17 protein-coding genes are annotated in these 19,276 nt (G+C 67.6%); 4 read left to right on the top strand and 13 right to left on the bottom strand.

Annotated elements, in window-relative coordinates; genetic code table 11:
- Positions 1-156: 156 nt before the first annotated feature.
- From H7X47_RS03190 to H7X47_RS03160, 7 genes are all read right to left on the bottom strand, one after another.
- Complete coding sequence (locus H7X47_RS03190) at positions 157-2,109, bottom strand: C1 family peptidase (RefSeq protein ID WP_193367144.1); 1,953 nt, start codon at positions 2,107-2,109, stop codon at positions 157-159.
- Between the two features lie 121 nt (positions 2,110-2,230).
- Positions 2,231-4,795 carry a polynucleotide kinase-phosphatase gene (locus H7X47_RS03185; protein WP_193367143.1) on the bottom strand — a complete coding sequence of 855 codons (2,565 nt, stop codon included), beginning with the start codon at positions 4,793-4,795 and terminating at the stop codon, positions 2,231-2,233.
- Positions 4,792-6,192 carry a 3' terminal RNA ribose 2'-O-methyltransferase Hen1 gene (locus H7X47_RS03180; RefSeq protein ID WP_193367142.1) on the bottom strand — a complete coding sequence of 467 codons (1,401 nt, stop codon included), beginning with the start codon at positions 6,190-6,192 and terminating at the stop codon, positions 4,792-4,794. Before H7X47_RS03180 ends, H7X47_RS03185 begins: the two co-directional genes overlap by 4 nt.
- Complete coding sequence (locus tag H7X47_RS03175) at positions 6,192-6,995, bottom strand: nucleotidyltransferase domain-containing protein (protein WP_193367141.1); 804 nt, start codon at positions 6,993-6,995, stop codon at positions 6,192-6,194. The genes H7X47_RS03180 and H7X47_RS03175 overlap by 1 nt, the downstream gene beginning before the upstream one ends.
- Positions 6,996-7,103: 108 nt before the next feature.
- Positions 7,104-8,318 (bottom strand): RtcB family protein, encoded by a 1,215-nt coding sequence (locus H7X47_RS03170; RefSeq protein ID WP_193367140.1) that lies wholly within the window; start codon positions 8,316-8,318, stop codon positions 7,104-7,106.
- Between the two features lie 127 nt (positions 8,319-8,445).
- On the bottom strand, positions 8,446-8,658 hold the full coding sequence (locus H7X47_RS03165) for a hypothetical protein (protein WP_193367139.1): 213 nt from the start codon (positions 8,656-8,658) through the stop codon (positions 8,446-8,448).
- Between the two features lie 50 nt (positions 8,659-8,708).
- On the bottom strand, positions 8,709-9,587 hold the full coding sequence (locus tag H7X47_RS03160; RefSeq protein ID WP_193367138.1) for a lysophospholipid acyltransferase family protein: 879 nt from the start codon (positions 9,585-9,587) through the stop codon (positions 8,709-8,711).
- Positions 9,588-9,940: 353 nt separating this feature from the next.
- Between H7X47_RS03160 and H7X47_RS03155 the strand changes: the two genes are divergently transcribed.
- A complete protein-coding gene (locus tag H7X47_RS03155; protein WP_193367137.1) occupies positions 9,941-11,548 on the top strand; it encodes a sensor histidine kinase in 1,608 nt (535 codons plus the stop codon).
- A 36-nt stretch (positions 11,549-11,584) separates the two neighbouring features.
- On the opposite strand, the gene H7X47_RS03150 is transcribed toward H7X47_RS03155, so the two are convergent.
- The 4 genes from H7X47_RS03150 to H7X47_RS03135 are packed head-to-tail and all read right to left on the bottom strand — an operon-like array spanning position 11,585 to position 14,229.
- On the bottom strand, positions 11,585-12,601 hold the full coding sequence (locus tag H7X47_RS03150; protein WP_193367136.1) for an energy transducer TonB family protein: 1,017 nt from the start codon (positions 12,599-12,601) through the stop codon (positions 11,585-11,587).
- Complete coding sequence (locus H7X47_RS03145) at positions 12,598-13,056, bottom strand: ExbD/TolR family protein (protein ID WP_193367135.1); 459 nt, start codon at positions 13,054-13,056, stop codon at positions 12,598-12,600. Before H7X47_RS03145 ends, H7X47_RS03150 begins: the two co-directional genes overlap by 4 nt.
- An 11-nt stretch (positions 13,057-13,067) precedes the next feature.
- On the bottom strand, positions 13,068-13,547 hold the full coding sequence (locus H7X47_RS03140; RefSeq protein WP_193367134.1) for an ExbD/TolR family protein: 480 nt from the start codon (positions 13,545-13,547) through the stop codon (positions 13,068-13,070).
- Positions 13,510-14,229 carry a MotA/TolQ/ExbB proton channel family protein gene (locus tag H7X47_RS03135; protein WP_193367133.1) on the bottom strand — a complete coding sequence of 240 codons (720 nt, stop codon included), beginning with the start codon at positions 14,227-14,229 and terminating at the stop codon, positions 13,510-13,512. The genes H7X47_RS03140 and H7X47_RS03135 overlap by 38 nt, the downstream gene beginning before the upstream one ends.
- Before the next feature lie 511 nt (positions 14,230-14,740).
- On the opposite strand from H7X47_RS03135, the gene H7X47_RS03130 reads away from it, so the two are divergent.
- The 3 genes from H7X47_RS03130 (at position 14,741) to H7X47_RS03120 (ending at position 17,842) form a co-directional block, all read left to right on the top strand.
- On the top strand, positions 14,741-15,757 hold the full coding sequence (locus H7X47_RS03130; RefSeq protein ID WP_193367132.1) for a TRAP transporter substrate-binding protein: 1,017 nt from the start codon (positions 14,741-14,743) through the stop codon (positions 15,755-15,757).
- A gap of 132 nt (positions 15,758-15,889) precedes the next feature.
- Positions 15,890-16,429 carry a TRAP transporter small permease subunit gene (locus H7X47_RS03125; protein ID WP_193367131.1) on the top strand — a complete coding sequence of 180 codons (540 nt, stop codon included), beginning with the start codon at positions 15,890-15,892 and terminating at the stop codon, positions 16,427-16,429.
- A 36-nt stretch (positions 16,430-16,465) separates the two neighbouring features.
- Positions 16,466-17,842, top strand: a complete 1,377-nt coding sequence (locus tag H7X47_RS03120) for a TRAP transporter large permease (protein ID WP_193367130.1) — start codon at positions 16,466-16,468, stop codon at positions 17,840-17,842.
- A gap of 38 nt (positions 17,843-17,880) precedes the next feature.
- Here H7X47_RS03120 and H7X47_RS03115 read toward each other — a convergent pair whose 3' ends face one another.
- Positions 17,881-18,672 carry a HugZ family pyridoxamine 5'-phosphate oxidase gene (locus tag H7X47_RS03115; RefSeq protein ID WP_319633514.1) on the bottom strand — a complete coding sequence of 264 codons (792 nt, stop codon included), beginning with the start codon at positions 18,670-18,672 and terminating at the stop codon, positions 17,881-17,883.
- A gap of 45 nt (positions 18,673-18,717) precedes the next feature.
- Entirely contained in the window at positions 18,718-19,188 is a 471-nt protein-coding gene (locus tag H7X47_RS03110) for a nuclear transport factor 2 family protein (RefSeq protein WP_193367129.1), read from the bottom strand.
- Between the last annotated feature and the right edge of the window lie 88 nt (positions 19,189-19,276).

Here is a 19,276-nt window from a genome sequence, read left to right as displayed (position 1 = left end):
TGCCGTGAAGTCCCGAGGCGCGGGCGCGCCAGTCCTGAGCCGCCGAGGTCTTGGCGAAGGAAAAACGGCCCGGCGACAGCCGCCGCGTGAATTCTCCGCACAGCGGCGGCCTTCCAGAACTGAATCCGAAAGGCGTCCCTCTAGACTGTCAGGCGCCTAGAACTCCTTCGCCAGCTTCTGCTTGCCGGTGATGACGCGCAGCATGGAGTTGAGGGTGTCTTCGTCGTTGTCGAAGCCGCCGTGGCTGGTGCTCTTCGACTTCGGCTTCACCGCCTGGGGCAGGCCCAGGGTGCGGATCACCGTCTTCTCGTTGCCCGGCTTGACCTCGCTGCCGATGGAACGGCGCACCCGCTCGACCAGCTTGCGCTCCGCCTCTTCCGCGGCGCTGGCGTTGTCCCTCTTCTTGCGCGCCGTCAAGCCCGCCTCCATGCCCAGCAGCGGTACGCGGTGGCGCGTCTCGAAGGCCTCGGTCACCAGGTAGAGCAGGCTCTTGTGGTAGACGCCGCCGACATTGTCGTCCTGCTCCACCTCGTCGGTCAGGTTGAAGAGCGCGAAGCGCTCCACCTCCCGGCCCAGGTGCCCGGAGATGTTGGCGTCGAAGAGCTCCAGGGTGCAGGCCGGGGCGAAGAGCGTCAGCGACTTCACCGGCAGCCCCAGTTCCACCAGCACCGGCAGCAGGTGGCCGATGAAGATGCTGCCGGCGCTGTGGCCGACCAGGTGCAGTTCCGCCTTGCCGTCCAGCTCCGCGAAGGTGGCGGCGATGCGCGCCGCGGTGTAGCGGGCGCCGCCGTTCGCGCCGGAGGCCCGCATCGCGTTGTCCTTCATCTGGCTCCACACCGGCTTGCCCAGGGGCCGCGAGGCCAGCTCCACGCCTTCGTCCAGCAGGTCGAAGAAGCGGTCCTTCATCTTGTCGGCCCAACCCTCGAAGCGGCCGCGGCGGAAGGCGTCCTGAACGATCCCCTTCACGGAATCGAGGAAGCCGGTCTCCCACATGAAGTGCAGCGGGTAGATCTCGTTGCCGAGGAAGTAGGGCTGCATCGAGGCGATGCGCGAGGCCGAGGCCTTTTCATTGTTGAGACCGCCGTGGCAGTAGATGGCGAGCTTCTTTGGCCCGGCCCAGTTCTTGGAGGTCTTCTTGAAGCCGCCGAGCACCACCTCGTCGACCTCCGCCTTGTCGCTGGAGTAGATGCCGGACTGCGAGAAGTTCCCGTCGTTGCCCAGGTTCACGAAGTGCGGGCGGATGGTGTCCAGCACCACCGACTCGTCGGGGATGAAGCCGAACTCCGAGGCCCGGCCGTGCACCATGGAATCACCGCCGGCGAAGCTGAGCGCCGGCACGCCGAGGCGCGCCACCCAGCAGTCGAAGGCGTTCTCCAGCCAGTCGTCGTAGCCGATGTGGCAGAAGCCCTTGGCGCCCCAGCGCGGGCCCCAGGAGTTCTGGATCCAGAAACCGCGGTCGTCGTAGCCGACGATGGCGAAGGCATGGCCGCCGATCTTGTTCTTGCTGTAGGGGATCATCCCGTCGGCGCCGACCTGCTGCCAGCCTTCGTGGACCGAGGCGCTGGCGTAGAGGATGCCGGCCTCGGTCAGGGCGGCCTGCATGTTGTTGAGATAGAGGTGGCGCACCCGGTAGTAGGCGCCCAGTGGATGATTTAGCGCGTTGCGCTGGCGCTGCGGCGTCAGCTTGCCCGGCTTGCGCGCGTCGTAGGGCCAGTCGCCCCAGGTGCAGACCCCGTGGCGCGACCAGCCCTTCATGGCGCCGCGGATGGAAGAGCCGTCGTAGTTCTCGCCCTGCCACTCGTCGTAGCGCTTGGCCATCTCGTAGAGCATGCGCGCACTGGCGCCGTTCTCTTTCTTCTTGTAGGTCTTGCGCCGGGCGGCGGTGAAGTCGGAGCGGTTGTGGTGCAGGAAGTTCACCACAGCGGCCAGGCCGAAGCCGGTGCAGGCGCCCTCCTGCCCCTGGTCCAGGATCACCGGCACGAAGGGACGGTTGTCGATCGCGAAGGGCAGCTCGAAGAGGCCGCTTTCGTAGACCAGGTCGCGCAGGTCGAGGGGGTCCTTGACGACACCCCCGTAGGTCTTGCCGTCGCCGCTTTGGGATCTCGGCATCACACACCTTCCCCGTCGCTGTTCTTTGTGGATTGGGAAGAGTGTCCGGCCAATCGCCCCGCGCCGTCAAGCAGCCTAGCGCCAAAGAGCCGCCGCTACCTCTTAAGGAGCAGGCAGACCCTTAAAGGCGAGGATCGACCGGTTCGCTCTCCAAGGCCAGCACGGCAAAGACGCACTCATGCACGCGGCGCAGCGGTGCGCCGGCGACGAAGCGCTCCAGCGCCTCCTGTCCCAGGGCCGCCTCACGGCGCGCCAGCGCGCGCTTGCGCCCGAGTCCCCGGTTGCGCAGACGCTCCAGGTTTCCCGGCTGGTCATAGTCCAGCCCGTAGATGATGCGCAGGTACTCCTTGCCGCGGCACTTGACCGCCGGCTGCACGAAGCCGCGCGGCCCCTTGGCGAAGAAGTCGAGAGGTTTTACCACCATGCCCTCGCCGCCCGCCTCGGTCATCGTTTCCCACCAGAAGACGGCTCCGTCGACCGCCTCGGGATCGTCCAGATCGACGAAGCGATGCGATGTCGCCATGAGCAGCGGATCATCACCACAGGTCAGCGCGGCCAGTTGCGCCATATGCCAGCGGTGATCCTTGTCCGTGTGGACCGCGCCTTCGCTGGCCAGCAGGTGGAAGGGCGCGATGCGATAGTCGTCGAGGTTCTCCACCGGCCAGCAGTAGCGGCGCCAGGCAGCGGCATAGCGCCCGGCAAGAGCGAACTGGCGCAAGGCGGTCAGGTCGCGATCCTCGACATCGATGCCGCGCGCCGCCGCGGCCTGGAAGACCTCGGCACGCGCGGCAAAATCCATACTTGCCGCGACCCCGACGGGTGCGTACTGCACGCGCAGCAGCGACTGCGCCTTGGCCGACCAGGGCATAATCTCCGCATCGAGCACGAACCAGTCGCTTTCCAGGCTGTCCCACAGACCGGCGCGGTCCGCCGCCTGCCGCACGCGGGCCAGCACCGCCTCCGTCTTCTCGCCGTCCAGGAAGAAATCGCGGCCGGTGCGCGAGTAGATGGCGCCGCTTTCCGGCCCCAGGGTGCCGAAGCGGGCCTGCGCCACCTCGGGCGAGCGGCAGACAACCATGACCGCGCGCGAGCCCATGTGCTTTTCCTGGCAGACCACGGTGGCGACCTGCTCCTTACGGAAGTAGTCGAAGGCCTCCAGCGGATGCTCGAGCAAGCCCTCGCGCCGGCTCGTCTCCGACGGCGACATGGTCGGCGGCAGGTAGACCAGCCACTTGGGATTGACCGCGAAACGCGTCATCGCCTCCAAGGCCGCGGCGGCGTTGGCCTCGTTGATCGTCATCCGCCCCCCAAAGCGGGTTTCGATCTGGCGCTTGCCGCGCACGTCCTCCAGGTCGAGCATGTCGTCGGCTTCCGCCTGGGCCTCACGGGCCTTAGCCTGCGGCTGCAGCGGGCGCGCCGGCTCGAAGTAGGTGCGGACCGCAGGCACCGAAACCAGCTCGCGCTCCGGCCAGCGCAGAGCCGTCAGCTTGCCGCCGAAGACGCAGCCGGTATCGATGCAGATGGTGTCGTTCAACCATTCGGCTTCTGGGACCGGTGTGTGACCGTAGACCACCGTGGTCCTGCCGCGGTAGTCGGCGGCCCAGTTGTAGCGAACCGGCAGGCCGAACTCGTCGGTCTCCCCAGTCGTCTCGCCGTACATGCAGAAGGAGCGCACGGCACCCGAGGCGCGTCCGATCATGTCCTCGCGCAGCCCGGCATGGGCCACCACCAGCTTGCCGCCGTCGAGCCAGGCGTGGCTGAGCAGGCCGTCCAGGAAGGTCCGCACCTCCTCGCGGAAGCTCTCGGGCTCTTCCTCCATCTGGGCGATGGTCTCCGCCAGGCCATGGGTTGGCTTCACGTTGCGCCCGTTCAGCCAGCGCAGGAACTTGTTCTCGTGATTGCCGATCACGCAAAAGGCCGTTCCCGCCCGCACCATCGACATGACGAGACGCAGCACGTCAGGCGAGCGCGGCCCGCGGTCGACGAGATCGCCGACGAAGACCGCGCGCCGCCCGGCCGGCGCGGCGACAGTGCAGCGCCGCGCCTCGCCCTCTCCCTCGAAGTGGACCTCATAGCCGAGCCCGGCGAGCAGGCTTTCCAGCTCGTCGCAGCAACCGTGGATGTCGCCGATGATGTCGAAGGGGCCGGACTCGGCGCGCTTGTCGGTCCACAACGGCTGGCGTGAAATCTCGACGACTTCGATCTCCTCGCTGCTGCGGAACTCGTGCACTTGGCGGAAGCCCTCCTTCTGCAGCTTGCGGATGCCGCGCTTCAGCGCTCGGATGTGATTGCGCACTACATGCGGTCCGAACTGTCGGTCCGGCCGAGCGGCATTGCGCTCCTGGCAAACAGACTCGCCCGGATTGAGAACGATGGCCACAGGCAGTGCGTGGAATTTGCGGGCAATACGGACGTAGCTGGCCCGGTCCTCGCTGCGCACGTTGGTGGCATCGATCACCGCGAGGCGGCGACCCTGCAACCGCTTCTCCGCGATGAAGTGCACCAGATCGAAGGCCGCTCCGGTAACGGATTGATCGTTCTCGTCATCAGCCACAAGCCCGCGGCAGAAATCCGAGGAAATCACCTCACTTGCCAGGAAGTGCTTGCGAGCAAAGGTCGACTTGCCGGCCCCCGAAGGACCGATCAGCACGACCAGGCAGAATTCCGGCAGATTGATGGTCTTCACTGCCGCCCCCTTTCAAAGATCGCCATCTGTGTCGGTGCCCCGAGCTCGGCATGCACCTCGCCGATGCCCTCCAGGTGCAGCGCGTAGCCGAAGCGCTCGGCGACGCCGTGCGCCCAGGACTCGAACTCCGCGCGCGTCCACTCGAAGCGGTGGTCGCCGTGGCGCAGTGCACCTGCCGGCATGTTCTCAAACAGCGCGTTGTATTCCCGGTTGGGTGTCGTCACAACGACCAGGGGCGGCGCCATGAATTCGAAAAGGGCGCGCTCCAGGGCCGGATGCCGGTCCTGGTCGATGTGCTCGATCACTTCGACCAGCGCCGCGGCGTCATAGCCTTCAAGGCGCCGGTCGCGATAGGTCAAGGCGCCATGCAGCAGTTTCAGCCGCGCCGCCTGGCGTTCCGGCATACGGTCGAGCTTCAGGCGCTGCGACGCGCGCTCCAGGCTGCGCAAGGACGTGTCAACGCCCACCACCTCCTCGAACTGGCGGCTCGCCAGCAGCTCGCGCAGCAGGCGCCCTTCGCCGCAGCCGAGGTCGACCACCCGCCGCGCACCAGACGCCGCGAGAACCTCCGTCACCCGCGCCATGCGCAGGTCGTTAAGGCGGATCGGCCGCTCCAGGGCGTCCTCAGCCTCGTCCTGGCGCGCCGGCTCGTCGGCATCGTCCGCCTCGTCCTCTTCGGTCAGGCGCGCCAAGGCCTCCCGCACCAGGCGGCGCCGGCGTTTCAGCGCGCGGTTGACGATGAAGTCGCGCTCCGGATGCTGCTCCAGCCAGCCCGCGCCCTTGGCCACCAACTTCTCCACTTCGTCGTCGTCGACGTAGTAGTGCTTGGAGTTGTCGAGCACCGGCACCAGCACATAGAGGTGCGTCAGCAGCTCCCGCAGCGTGAGACTTCCCTCCAAGCGCAGCGTGATATAGGGGCTGGCGCCCCAATCTGGCAGGGCCGGGTCCAAGGCGTGGGCCAGGGTTTCGACTTCGTAGCCAAGCGGTTCGAAAAGGCGCTTGGCGAGATCTTCGCTGCCACGCGCGGCCAGCGGCAGGACCGTGACCGCAAGCGGGATCGGCGTCTCGGCCAGCTCTTGGCGATGCTTCGAGCGGCCGGCAAAGGCCGTGTTCAGAGCCCGGGCGATGGCAACCGAGAGAAACGAAGAAGCGGCATAGGGCCGATCGTTCACATAGTGGTCGTGCAGGGACGCCCCCGGCGCGCGGCCGCGCACCAGGCCGATGGGGTCGACCTCGACGGTGAGCGCGAAACGGCAACGGTCCTCGTCCGCCTCCGGAAAGCACATCACCGCCCGGCCGAAGGACAAGCTCTTCTCGTGCAAGCGGTCGGGATTCTTGTGCAGCAGGAACCCGAGATCCGTGGCCGGACGGTGAGTCGTCTCAATAGTTAGAAGCATCAGCGGCTCTCCAGCACCATGTCGCGGAACAGCGCGTCGGCCGCCGCGTGGAGGTCGGGCGGCGGCGCGGTGAGCTCCAGCAGTGAGGCCTCAGCCGCGGCGATCTCCGCCTCGATCAGGCGGTCGAGCAGCGGCAGGCGCGGACCTTCGCCCAGCTCCCGCGTTTCGGCCTTGCGCGCCAGCAGCTCGTCGAGGAACTGCGAGAGCGCAAGCGGCAGGTCGAGCCCGGCCCGCAGCGCGCCCAGGTTCATGGGCAGCGGGCGCGTAGGATGCGCGCGCAGCCACATCAGCGCCAGCGCCGGGCGCAGCACGTAGAAGTACTTCTTCAACTTCACCGAGTCCTTGCCGGCGATGAAGCGCGCGTACTGGCTGGCGCAGAGATGGAGGTAGTGATGGGCCGAAGGCCGCAGATGCGCCGTGCGCTCCGCCAGGTCGGCCAGCTTCACCATCGCCTCGCCGTCGGCGCGGTAGACGATGGGCGAGCGCAGCCATTCCAGGAGTACCGGGTTCGGCTTGATCAACAGCTGCAGGGCCTTCTTCAGGTCCCAGCCGTTGATGTCGAGGTCGCCTTCGATGGGCAGTTCGATGACGTCGCGGCGCGCCTGCACCGAGAGATACCACTCCGGCCGGTGCAGATAGACAAAGCGCACGTCGTAATCGCTGTCCGGCGAGGGGAAGCCCCAGGCACGGCTGCCCGATTCGATCGCGAAGAGCAGGCGCACCTCGTGCTCCCGCTCGATTGCATCGAGCTTCTCGCCGATCAGGGCGCGGGTGTTCCGCGCGATGGTCGTAAGGGGTGTCATGGCTTTGCTCGTTCTTTCCTCTTCCGGGGCCGGCGGTGGAAAGATCCGCCGGCCCCGTTCCGGGCCGGCGTTCCCCAGGTTTCTGGGCTTGGGCCGCCGGTCCGGGTATCATCCCTTCACGCAGAGCACCTGCTTCAGGGTGTGCTCCACCGCCACCAGGTCGCGCTGGGCGGCCATGACGGCGTCGATGTCCTTGTAGGCCTGGGGGGTCTCGTCGATGACCCCCTGGTCCTTGCGGCACTCGACGCCCTCGGTGGCGGCGGCGTGGTCGGCCAGGGTGAAGCGGCGCTTGGCCTCCGAGCGGCTCATCGTCCGCCCCGCCCCGTGGGAGCAGGAGCAGAAGGACTCGGCCTTGCCGAGCCCCCGGACGATGTAGGAGCGCGCGCCCATGGAGCCGGGGATGATCCCCAGCTCGCCGTCGCCGGCACGCACCGCGCCCTTGCGCGTCACCCAGACATCCGCATCGAAGTGCCGCTCGCGTGCCACGTAGTTGTGGTGGCAGTTGACGGCTTCCTTCTCGACACGGAAGGCCGGGAAGTGATCGCGCAGAACCCGGAGGATCCGCTCCATCATCACCTCGCGGTTGGCCCGCGCGAAGTCCTGTGCCCAGTGCACGGCCTCGACATAGTCGTCAAAGAGGGCTTCGCCCTCCTCGAACCAGGCGAGGTCGCGGTCGGGCACCGAGGCCGCGCCGTCACGGCGCAGCAGGGCCTCGCGCGCCTGGGTGATGAAGTAGCTGCCGATCCGGTTGCCGATGCCCCGACTGCCGGAGTGCAGCATCACCCAGACCCGCTGCTCCTCATCGAGGCAGACCTCGATGAAGTGGTTGCCGGTACCGAGCGTGCCGAGGTGGACCACGTGGTTCGCCCCCGTGATCTTCTCGTGCTTGCCCTCGATCACCGCGAGGCGATCGGCCAGGCCGCTGGCGATAAAGCGCCGCCCGACGGAATCGGGGATACCCTCCTTCCAGCCGCCCTTCACGCCGATGCCGCCGTGCGGCACCGCCCGCTCGATGTCCGAGCGGAGCGCAGCCAGGCTGTCGGGAAGCTGCGCGGCGCTGAGCGAGGTACGCATCGCCATCATGCCGCAGCCGATATCGACGCCCACCGCCGCCGGCACGATCGCCCCCTTGGTGGCGATCACCGAGCCGACGGTGGCGCCCTTGCCCAGATGCACGTCGGGCATGGCCGCCACGTGGGAGTGGATGAACGGCAGGCGCGCGATGTTCTCCAGCTGGCGGCGCGCGGCCTCCTCCACCGGAACACCCTTGACCCAGGCCTTTACCGGGGCCCGGCCGGTCTCGAAAGTCTCGTACTCCGCCATGATCCTGCTCCTTGTCTTCGGCGGTTATCGTCTCTCGCCGTCACGATCCGGGAGCTTCTGGGCAAAGAAAAACCCTCCCGGCGCACGGCTGCGGGAGGGTTCGTCGACTACGGCTGTGATGCTGCGGTTACAGCATGACCGGACGGCCCACTCCCAAGCACGGCAGATTGAACGCGCTTGCGCGCAGCGCATATAAAGCGCCGGCGTCTGGCAGTTTTCTCTGCATGATGTGGCAGACCGTTTCCATGTCACTCGTCACAGGTTTGTCGTGGTTGCGGCGCCTGTCGCCGCGAAATTCGCGCCTGTTATGATCGCAGGAGATGAAGCTGTCAAGTTTCACGCGCCGCGAGATCCGAAGCCTCATACAAAACGCCATGACTTCGGCCTGCTTCAACGCAGGTGGAAGACCGGTCCCAGCGGCGGCTCGAAGGGCGGCATGAAGGAGGTCACCTCCTCGTGCTGAGGCGCGTAGGTGAGATTGCGCAGATGGTCGGTCAGCGCGCGGCGGTCCCGAAAGTGTGCCAGCTGGCCATAGGTCAAGGGTGCGCCGATACGCAGTTGCACCTCACTGCCCATCTTGTTCACCACCTCGTGGAACAGCAGCGAGAGTCGCAAGGTCATGGAGACCCGGCTGGCCCACTGGAAGACGCGGCTGTTCTGCCCCTCGAAGAAAACCGGCAGCACGCTCGCCCGGCTTTCCTGCACCAGGCGGCCGACAAAGGGCTTCCAGGCCGGATCGACGGCGCGGCCCAGGGGCGAGGCCGCGGTCGAGACGGCGCCGCCGGGAAAGATGGCGACGGCCCGCCCGGCGGCGAGGTCGGCGCGCGCCCGGCGGCGGCTCGCCAGGTTGGTCGCCTGCGCCGCGCGCGTTTCGGCGAAGTCGATGGGCAGCAGGAAGGGCTGCAGCGCCGGCAGACGGTAGAGCACCGAGTTGACGAGAATGCGGAAGTCCGGACGCACCCGCGAAAGCAGGTAGCCGAGCACGATGCCGTCGACCACGCCGAAGGGATGATTGGCCACAACGACCAGTGGGCCTTCACGCAGAATGCGCGCCAGGTCGCGGCGCTCGAAAGAGACGGTCAGCGCCAGGCGCTCGACCGCCTCGGCGAAGAAGTCCTGCGCCGCCGGAGTACGACAGTAGTCGGCATAGAGTCGCCACAGACGGGGCTTGCCGGTGAGCTGTTCGATGCCGTGGATGACCCGGCGGCGCCAGGCCGCATCCTCGGGAGTCGCGTAGGTGAAATCGGGTGTGGGGGACAGGAATCGCATGGCGGTCACGGCAGGGTCATGAATCCGGTTTCTTAACCCTGCCGGGTGACCCCGGTTTGACGAAAAAGTGACAGCTGCATGAACCACCAAGTCGCCGGGATTCCGGGGCCGAATCGAAAGCGCGGAAAGCGACCGGTCGACCTGCGGCCTTTGCGCACTTGACTCGCCATAGCCGCGCGAGGCAAATGGCTCCTCATTCAGCGGCGGCGGCAACATACTCAAATACCGAAAATTTTATTCAATCGGTCAGAATGCCCCGCCTTCGTGAGGCCGCATAAAATTTCCGCCGCCGGGAGCTCGGACAGGGTGCCCGGCCAAATTCGCCGCCGATCAATCCTGGGGTTTGAGCCTTCATGGGTTCTACAGCGAAACAGCACTTTTCAAAGCACGAGGAACTCGCAAGCTTTGACCTGCTGAGCACGCCGGTCTGGATCTTCGACGTCGAGCGCCACGCCATGTGGTGGGCCAACCGCCGCGCCGTGCAGTTCTGGCGCGCCGATAGCCTGGAGGAACTGCTGGCACGCGACTTCGGCAGCGACAACCAGGCGGTGCGCCAGCGCCTGTCCCAGGTGATCAGCAAGACGTCGCCTGGCGAGGTGGCGAGCGAGACCTGGACCCTCTATCCCAACGACATGCCGGTGACGGTCCTGCTGGCGATGTCGCCGATCGTCATCGAAGACGGCCGCGACGCCGTGCTGATCGAGAGTTCTGCGCCGCTGGACCTGCAGAGCAACGAGGAGACGCTGCGGCTTCTGGAGGCGACGCGCTACACCTCGCTGATGGTCAGCACCTTCTCCCTGGAAGGGCGCCTGCTGTCGCGCAACCCGGCCGCCATCGACACCTTCGGCAAGAGCGACGACAAGAAGGACGATGCGCACAGCGACCTCGACCGCCAGCTCGGCGACCGCTTGGTCGCCGAAGCGTTGCGCCAGAGCATAGCCGGCGGGCATCCCTTCTCGCGCGACCTCAAGGTGCGCACCGCCCAGGGGCCGCGCTGGCACCAGGTCCAGGCGCAGAGCGGCCGCGACCCGCGCACCGGCGAAGGGGTCATCGTGGTGACGGAAACCGACATCACCGGTCGCGTGCAGGCGGAGGCCCGCCTGGCGAGCCTCAATTCGGAATTGGAAAAGCGCGTGCGCCAGCGCACCGCCGCCCTGGAGCGCAGCAACGAGGAAGCGATCGAGGCGCGCTACGAAGCCGAGCGCGCCAACCGCATCAAGTCGAAGTTTCTGGCCAACATGAGCCACGAGCTGCGCACGCCGCTGAACGCCATCCTCGGCTTTTCGGACATCATTCGCCTCGGCGTCTTCGGGCCGGTCAACGAGCGCTACCTGGAATACATCACCGACATCAACACCTCGGCGCAGCACTTGCTGGGACTCATCGACGGCCTGCTGGACCTGGCCAAGATCGAAGCCGGCAAGATGATGCTGCAGGAATCGGAGATCGACCTGCGCGCACTGCTGAACGAAACGCTGCAGATGGTCGCCGCCACCAACCAGGGCAGCGGCAAGGAGATGACGCTCGACTGCCCGCTGCCGGAAGTGCCGCTGCTGGCCGACGCGCGCCTGATGAAGCAGGTGGCGCTGAACCTGCTGTCGAACGCGGCCAAGTTCACGCCCGAGCAGGGCCGCATTACCGTGGCGCTGCGCCTGGACGGGGCGGGCGGGGACGGCGGCCTGGAGGTGCGCTTCACCGACAACGGCATCGGCATCGACGCCAGCAAGCTGGACTTGGTGTTCCGCCCCTACGAGCACAACGCCAGCTTCGCCGGCGGCGTGAAGAACACCGGCCTGGGCCTGCCCATCGCCCGCTCCTTCGTGGAGCTGCACGGCGGCTCACTACACCTGGAAAGCGTGCTCGGCGAAGGCACCACGGCGGTGCTGCGCCTGCCGGCGGCGCGGGTGCTGGCCCGCGGCCCGGCGCAGATCAGCCCCGGGCGGGCTGCCGCGGAAGGCTGAACGCCCCCGGAGCGGCGACGCCCACCGCAGTCCTTCTCACCGAAGGCCGAAGTCGACCAGGAAGCTGAACTCGTAGCGTGCCGTCCCAGCCCCCGAAGGCGCGGCGGGCAGTGGCTGGGCACGCTGCACCATGGCGACGACCTCCTGATCCAGCAGTTTGTAGCCGGCGCTCTTGTCGATGCGGTAGTCGAGCAGCTTGCCTGAGCCGTCGACCGCGATGACCAGATGAGCCGCGCCTTCCTGGCGGCGCAGCTTGGCGCGCCGCGGGTATTCCTTGTGCCGCTCCAGCCAGGACATGATCCGCTGCTTGTAGTCGATATAGTCCCCCGGCGTGCCGCCGCCGCCCGAACTCTTGCCGGTACCCGCCGCCGCCGTCGCGCCGGTCCCCGCCTTGCCGTTGGTGCCGTTCACCGCCGCGCCCGGCCTGCCCTGCGCCGGCGCCGCGCCGGACGGCCCGGCGGTTTTTGCTGCCGTCTGCGGGCCTGCCGGCTGCGGCGCGGGTTGAGGCTCGGCTTGGACCTGCCGATCAGGTTCGCTCGGCGCCGCCACGGCCCGGGGTTTCAACCTGGCGCGCGGTTTCACGACAGGCTTCGGGGGCGTCTTGCGCGCCGCCTCCGCGACAGCCTCCTCGACCGGCGCTGCGTCGACCGGCGCTGCGTCGACGGGCGCTCCCACAATGGGGGTTTCCTCAGGAGGCGTGGCGCCCGCCGCTGCCTCGGCGACGGCGGCGTCCTGCAGCGGTTCCGGGGGCGCCGCCTCAGGGGGCCGCACCTCGGCGGACGGCGGCAGGATATCCCGCGCTTGCGGCAAGGGGTCCTCGACACCGGGCGCTTCTTCGACCGACGTGGTGCCGGGCGCGCCCGCCGCGCCGCCGGCCGGACCGAGCCCCACCTGGATACCGCCCCGCCCGCCGGCCAGGGCGCCCGGTGCAGGCGGCTGGAACAGCAGCAGCGCCAGCGCCGCGTGGAGCGTCAGGGCGACGCCGAGAGCCAGCCCCCAATGTCCGGCGCGAAGGGGCGCGCCGGCGCGGCAGGCGCGTCCGGCGAGGATCATGGCCGCGCGCCCTGCGGCATCGCCCGGGGCGCCCTCTCGGGCGCCTGGGCCAGCAGCTCCAGCTCGCCGACACCGGCGGCGCGCAGGCGTTCCATGACCGCGATCACATCCAGCGCCTCCGCCGCGGCATCGGCCTTCAAGGTCACCGGCAGCCTGGCGGTGCTGCCGTAGCGCGCGGCCAGCTCCGACTTCAGCGCCGCCGGGTCGACCGCTTCACCGTTCAGCGCCAGGCGGCCGTGGGCGGCGCGCGGCAGCCGGACCCGCTGCGCCCCGCCCCCCCCGGCGGGCCCCGCCCCCCCGGCGCCCGCCGAAACCGGCGGCGTGACCTTGAAGACCTCGGCCTCGCTGAGGCGGCCGGCCAGCATGAAGAAGATGAGCAACAGGAAGACGACGTTGATGAGCGGCAGCACGCGCTCCTCGCTGTCGGCTTTGCGGGTCGGGCGACGAAACCGCATGACGTGCCTCCTCAACCCGCCGGTCCGGCGCCAGCGCCCGCACCAGCAAAGGAAACCTCCGGCAGGCCCGCCGCCAGCACCAGGTCCAGCAGGCTCACCGCCCGCTGCAGGGAGACGCCCGGGGCCGGCCGGAGCATGACCCGCTGGCGCGGATTGCGGGCGGCATGGGCCCGCAGTTCCTCGGCGAGCCGCGCCTCGCTGAGCGGCCGGCCGGAAAGCCGCAGGCCGTCGGCGCGGAGCTCCAGCAGCAGCGCGCCTTCCGGGGAAGCGCCGGCCAGTCTGGCGGCCGGAGCGTCGACTTGAATGGCCCGGTCCTGGAGGAAGCTGGAGGCCAGCATGAAGAAGACCAGCAGGATGAAGACCACGTCGATCAGCGGCGTCAGGCCGATGCGCGCGCGCCGGCGCGGCGCCCCGCCGAAAGCGGTGGCGCCCAGCCCCCGGATCGGCGTCCCCTCAATCGGCGGCAGCGAGGCGGAGGCCGGCACTGTCATGGTGACCTTCCGAAGCGGGCGAGAGATCCTGGGTGAAAACCTGGGTCACCAGGTTCTCCATTTCGTGGGCGACGCGCTCCACGCGCCGTTCGAACCAGTTGCAGAGGACGACGACGGGAATGGCGACGGCCAGGCCCACGGCGGTCGTCAGTAGGGCTTCCCAGATGCCGCCCGACAGCACCGCCGGGTTCACCCGGTCGCCCGCCTCGGCCAGGCGGCGGAAGGCCCCGATCATGCCCAGCACGGTGCCGAAGAGCCCGAGCAGCGGCGCGACGCCGCCGATCACCTCCAGGGCGCCCAGGTGCGAGCGCAGCAGCTCGATCACCTCGTTGCCGCTGCGCAGCACCTCCTCGCGCACCGTCGCCTCCGGCAGGTCGCGGCGCTGGCGGCCGCGAATGGCCCGCGCCAGCACCCCGACGACGGGATCGCGCCGCCCCGCCAGCAGGCTGAGCGCCTCCGCCGGTCGGCCGGCGCGCAACAGGGTGACGGCGCGCTGCGCGGCCAGGCGGTCGCGGGCACGCAGTGCCTGGAACTGCCACAGCTTCAGCAGCACGATGGCCAGCGCCACGACCGAACAGGCCAGCAGGATCAGCACCACCGGACCGCCGGCCTGCAGGAACTCGTTCAGGCGGTCCGGCAGCCCGGCCGCCGCCGAGGCAGCGTTTTCGAGAATTTCGCTCATCGCAGCAACAAACCTTCCCGCGCTTCGCGCCTCCGAGAGACCCTATTTGATGAAGGGCGCGGCGCCCCGCGCTGCGTTCCTGTGCTGACGCAGGGTCACACGATCCCCCTCCACAATCCGCCGGTTTCCGCCATTTATCCGGCGCTATCCTGGCCGCCTCCGCCCGGCGCCCGCCCCCGATCGGCTCTAAATGAGATTGCGAGTCATTGGCATTCGCAGTTCCTATCACGCTTTGACGGTCGGCTCCAGAGGAGATTTGCCGGTTCCGCCCCCTCGCCCGTCCCTCTCCACCGCGGCGACGGCGCGGGCCGGGGCTCGGCGCGGGCACTCGGGGCGGCGCCGTCACCCCGTCGGCGACAGCCCTTGCACCGCCTTGATGGTAGCGATACCAAGTTCGTGTTGTCGTCGCGCCGCGATTGGCTTAGGCTCACCCTTCGAAGGCACGGGGGACTCGTGCCATAGCCCGCGCGGCGATGTATCGCGCAAGAAGCAGAAGAACTGGGAGGAACTAATGAAGGTGCTGAAATTCGCCGCAGTCGCGGCGGCGACCTCTGTGCTTGGCCTTTCGTCAGCCTATGCGGCGGACTACACGCTACGCATCCAGACCCACTACGCCCCGGAGACCACCTCCGGCAAGCTGGCCCAACAGTTCGTCGACGACGTGGAGACCATGTCGGGCGGCCGCCTCGATATCGAGATGTTCTTCTCCTCCTCGGTGGTGAAGTCGGTCGAGACCTTCGACGCCGCGGCCAGTGGCATCCTGGACGGCGACATGACCGGTGGCGCCTACCAGACCGGCAAGAACCCCGCCTTCCAGTTCGTCGGCGACATCATGGGCGGCTACGACACGCCCTGGCAGCAGTACGCCTGGTTCTACTATGGCGGCGGCGAAAAGGCAGCCAACGAACTCTACAACGAATACAACATGCAGCTCATCGGCTGGTGGATCTACGGTCAGGAATCCATGTCCTCCTCCAAGCCGCTCCGCGGCCCTGAAGATCTGAAGGACTGGAAGTTCCGCTCGCCGCCGGGCCTGGAGACCGAGATCTTCGCCAATCTGGGCGCCTCGCCGGTGGTGATGGACTTCACCGAGATCTTCACCGCGCTTGAGACCGGCATCATCGATGGCGCCGACGCCTCGGGCCTGGCCAACAACGTCGGCCTGGGCCTCTACGATCTGGTCGAACACGCGACCTATCCCGGCTTCCACTCCATGCCGTCCGACCATCTGGCCATCCGCAAGGACGCCTGGGACGCCCTGCCGGAAGACCTGCAGCGCATCATCGACGTGGCGATGCAGAAGCTGGCCTTCCAGACGGCCCTCACCTTCGAGGTGAAGAACAACGAGGCCGCCGCCATGCTGCGGGAGAAGGGCGTCAATCTTTACGACTGGTCTGCAGAGGACCGCGCGGCCTTCCGCAATGCGGCGCAAAGCGCCTGGCAGGGCTGGGCGGACAAGACCCCGGAAGCGCGCGCGCTGGTTGACAGCCACGTCGCCTTCCTGAAGACCCTCGGCCTGGTGAAATAATCACCGATCGCTGAACCGGCAAGGCGGGTCCCCAGGTCGAAGACCTGCGGGGCCCGCTCTTGCAACGTGCTGTGCTATGCTGCGGCGACTCCACGCCTCGCCTCAGGCACCCAAGCAGCCAGGGGACTGCAGATGGTCGAACACCCTATCGAAAGCTGGATGGACCGCATCAGCGTCGGCATCAGCCGGGTCGCGATGTTCCTGGTGGCGCTGATCGTCGCCATCATGTTCTACGAAGTGGTGATGCGCTACGTCTTCGAGAAGCCCACGCTCTGGGTCAACGAGATGTCGCTCTGGACCGCCGGCGCCGTTTACCTGCTGGCCGGGCTCTACGTGATGCAGCAGCGCGGCCACATCCGCATCTTCATTCTCTACGACATGGTGCCGCGCAACTGGCAGCGCGCCTTCGATGCCATCTCAACGCTGCTGATCGTTCTTTTCGCTGCCGGCATCGTCTGGGGCGGATTCAACGAGGCCTATGTCAAGTTGATGCGCTGGGAGACCTTCGGCACCGCCTGGGATCCGCCGATCCCGGCCACCATGAAACCGCTGGTGCTGCTGACCATCACGCTGATTGCGATCCAGGCGGTGATGAACCTGATCGTCGACTGGAAGAAAGAAAAACAGGTTCACGACCTCGCCGAGGAAGTGCTGGAAGAACACGTCGACTGACCTTGAAGTCGGTCGCGCTGGGGGGAATGACAGTCTATGGATATCGGAACGATATCACTGATCCTGCTCGTCGGGATCTTCGTTCTGCTGGCGATCGGCATGCCGCTGGGCTTCGCCTCCGGCTTCCTGGCCGTCGCCGTCCTGATGATGAAGTTCGGACCGGACCTGCTGTTCCGCTCCTTCGGTACCGGGCCGCTGAACATCCTGGCCCAGCGCATGTACGGCCTGATGACCGACTACGTGCTGATATCCGTGCCGCTGTTCATCTTCATGGCCTGTCTGATGGAGAGATCGAACATCGCCAAGGCGATGTTCGACAGCCTCAACGTCTGGCTCAGCCGCACCCGCGGCGGCATCGCCATCGTCACCGCCATCATGGCCATCATCATGGCCGCCATGTCGGGCATCATCGGCGGTGAGATCGTGCTGCTGGGGCTCATCGCGCTGCCCAACATGCTGCGCCTCGGCTACAACCAGAACCTCGCCATCGGCACCATCTGCGCCTCCGGCAGCCTGGGCACCATGATCCCGCCCTCCATCGTGCTGATCATCTACGGGCTGGTCACCGAGACCTCGATCCATGCCCTCTTCAAGGCCGCCTTCGTGCCCGGCTTCATCCTCGGCGGCTGCTACATCGCCTACATCATCTTCCGTACCCAGATGAACCCGGAACAGGCGCCGTTGCCGGAAGGCGGCGAGGACGTCACCATGGCCGACAGGCTGCGCGCCCTGCCGGGGCTTATCGCGCCGCTCTTTGTGGTCGGTGTCGTCCTGGGATCTATCTACGGCGGCTTCACCGGAATCACCGAAGCCGCCGGCATGGGCGTGGTCGCGGTGCTGCTGATCATCGTCATTCGCGGCGAGATGTCATGGCTCCTGTTCAAGGAAGCCCTGATGCGCACCTGGAAGTCGACCGGCACCATCCTGTGGATCACCTTCGGCGCCACGGCGCTGGCCGGCGCCTACACCATCGCCGGCGGCCCGACCTACGTGGCCAACCTGATCATCGGCACGGAGCTGCCGACTTTCGGCATCCTGCTTATGATGATGGTGATCTTCCTGATCCTAGGCGCCGTCATGGACTGGGTCGGCATCGTGCTGCTGGTCATGCCGGTCTTCCTGCCCATCGTACTGAAGCTGCCGGTGGAGGAACTGGGGCTGACCGGCGCGCTGGCCGCCGCGCCGAGCTTCGTCGCCGTGTGGTTCGGCATCCTGTTCTGCGTGAACATGCAGGTGAGTTTCCTCAGCCCGCCCTTCGGCCCGGCGGCCTTCTACCTGAAATCGGTGGCGCCGCCGCACATCACCTTGCCGGATATCTTCCGCGGCTTCCTGCCCTTCATCGGCCTGCAGCTCATCATATTGACGCTGGTGCTGCTGTTCCCGGAAATCACCATGATTTTCCGGCCCAGCTGAACGGGATCGGCTGCACGGAAGGCCGTTGAAGGCGGCGCCTAGGCGCCGCCGAGCTTCTCCCGCGCCTCCTTGGCCAGACGCACCAGCAAGGGTCGCATCTCCTCCGCCGCCGTCAGCGGCTGCTCGAACCAGAGACGCTCGACGCGGTCGCCCAGAGCGAGGTCGAGGCCTTCGGGATCGAGGCCGGTCAGCACCCAATTCCCCGCCGGCGCCTTGCAGAAGGCCCGGGCATAGAGCGCCACGGCCTCGGCATGGTCTTCGTTCATATGGGCGACGGCGCCCGCTTCGAAATCCCGCAGGCCTTCCAGCCCGCTCATATCGGTCAGCACGTCTTCGGGGGTCATGGCGTAGGCGCGCCCGAAGCCGCCGTTGAGGCTGGCCCGCGCGACCTCCAGGCGCCAGAAGCTGAAGTCGGCGAAATCGACGTAGAGCTCCGCCTTGGGATGGCGCGCCAGATAGCGCCACTTCAGACGCTCGCGCGTCTCCCCCGCCTCAACGCGCCGGGCCCTGCCGATGACGGTCAGGCGCGGATGGGCGAGCGGATCGCCCTTGCCCGGCTCCCCCACCAGGATCGAGCAGCGCGGGTCCTGCAGCAGCGCCTGGGTGTGGGCCGAGAGGGTCGAGGTCAGGACGACCGGCGCCCCGTCCATGTCGCTGGCCAGCGCCGTGCGCGTCGCCAGGGGCTCGCCCGTCGCCGGGTCCAGGGTCGCCAGCGCCCCGTGGCGCGCCCGGCGCAGCAGGTCCTTCGCCAAGCGCCGCGCCTCGGCGTCGACCGGCAACAGGGGGGCTTTCTTTGGCCCCGGCGTCTTGGCGGCATCGCTCATGCGCATGAGTATAGGCCCGCCCGGCGACGCCGCAACGCAACCGCCAAAGGGCTAGAGGCCGAGATCGGACAGGCCAGGATGATCCGCCGGACGCGGTCCCTGCGGCCAGCGGAACTTGCGCTCGCCTTCGGCAATCGGCAAGTCGTTGATGCTGGCGAGGCGGCGGCGCATCAGGCCGTTGGCCTCGAATTCCCAATTCTCGTTGCCGTAGGCGCGGTACCACTGACCGCTGTCGTCACGCCACTCGTAGGCGAAGCGCACGGCGATGCGGTTCCCGGTGAAAGCCCAGAGTTCCTTGATCAAGCGGTAGTCCAGCTCCCGCGCCCACTTTCGGGACAGGAAGTCGACGATCTGCCTGCGTCCGGTGACGAACTCGGCCCGGTTTCGCCAGCGGCTGTCCTCGGTGTAGGCCAGCGCGACCTTCGCCGGGTCGCGGCTGTTCCAGCCATCCTCTGCCAGGCGAACCTTCTGTCTGGCCGTCTCTTCGGTGAAGGGCGGCAGGGGCGGTCTTCCAGTCTCCATGATCGGCGCTCCGGGAGGATTGCATAAAGTGCACAGATCGGTACACTCTGGGCGCCTATATGTACAGATCGGTACACCCTGTCAAGGA

This window comes from Pelagibius marinus, from assembly GCF_014925385.1.
Classification (GTDB): Bacteria; Pseudomonadota; Alphaproteobacteria; order Kiloniellales; family Kiloniellaceae; genus Pelagibius; species Pelagibius marinus.
Note: the sequence above shows the minus strand (reverse complement) of the source record. Positions and strands in the feature narration are given on the sequence as shown.

Bases quoted from the DNA above. Each gene is read 5' to 3' on its own strand.
- H7X47_RS03125 (WP_193367131.1), top strand. From the start codon at position 15,890: ATGGTCGAACACCCTATCGAAAGCTGGATGGACCGCATCAGCGTCGGC.
- H7X47_RS03140 (WP_193367134.1), bottom strand. From the start codon at position 13,547: ATGACAGTGCCGGCCTCCGCCTCGCTGCCGCCGATTGAGGGGACGCCG.
- H7X47_RS03150 (WP_193367136.1), bottom strand. From the start codon at position 12,601: ATGATCCTCGCCGGACGCGCCTGCCGCGCCGGCGCGCCCCTTCGCGCC.
- H7X47_RS03160 (WP_193367138.1), bottom strand. From the start codon at position 9,587: ATGCGATTCCTGTCCCCCACACCCGATTTCACCTACGCGACTCCCGAG.
- H7X47_RS03180 (WP_193367142.1), bottom strand. From the start codon at position 6,192: ATGCTTCTAACTATTGAGACGACTCACCGTCCGGCCACGGATCTCGGG.
- H7X47_RS03135 (WP_193367133.1), bottom strand. From the start codon at position 14,229: ATGAGCGAAATTCTCGAAAACGCTGCCTCGGCGGCGGCCGGGCTGCCG.
- H7X47_RS03110 (WP_193367129.1), bottom strand. From the start codon at position 19,188: ATGGAGACTGGAAGACCGCCCCTGCCGCCCTTCACCGAAGAGACGGCC.
- H7X47_RS03175 (WP_193367141.1), bottom strand. From the start codon at position 6,995: ATGACACCCCTTACGACCATCGCGCGGAACACCCGCGCCCTGATCGGC.
- H7X47_RS03120 (WP_193367130.1), top strand. From the start codon at position 16,466: ATGGATATCGGAACGATATCACTGATCCTGCTCGTCGGGATCTTCGTT.
- H7X47_RS03130 (WP_193367132.1), top strand. From the start codon at position 14,741: ATGAAGGTGCTGAAATTCGCCGCAGTCGCGGCGGCGACCTCTGTGCTT.
- H7X47_RS03155 (WP_193367137.1), top strand. From the start codon at position 9,941: ATGGGTTCTACAGCGAAACAGCACTTTTCAAAGCACGAGGAACTCGCA.
- H7X47_RS03170 (WP_193367140.1), bottom strand. From the start codon at position 8,318: ATGGCGGAGTACGAGACTTTCGAGACCGGCCGGGCCCCGGTAAAGGCC.
- H7X47_RS03190 (WP_193367144.1), bottom strand. From the start codon at position 2,109: ATGCCGAGATCCCAAAGCGGCGACGGCAAGACCTACGGGGGTGTCGTC.
- H7X47_RS03145 (WP_193367135.1), bottom strand. From the start codon at position 13,056: ATGCGGTTTCGTCGCCCGACCCGCAAAGCCGACAGCGAGGAGCGCGTG.
- H7X47_RS03115 (WP_319633514.1), bottom strand. From the start codon at position 18,672: ATGCGCATGAGCGATGCCGCCAAGACGCCGGGGCCAAAGAAAGCCCCC.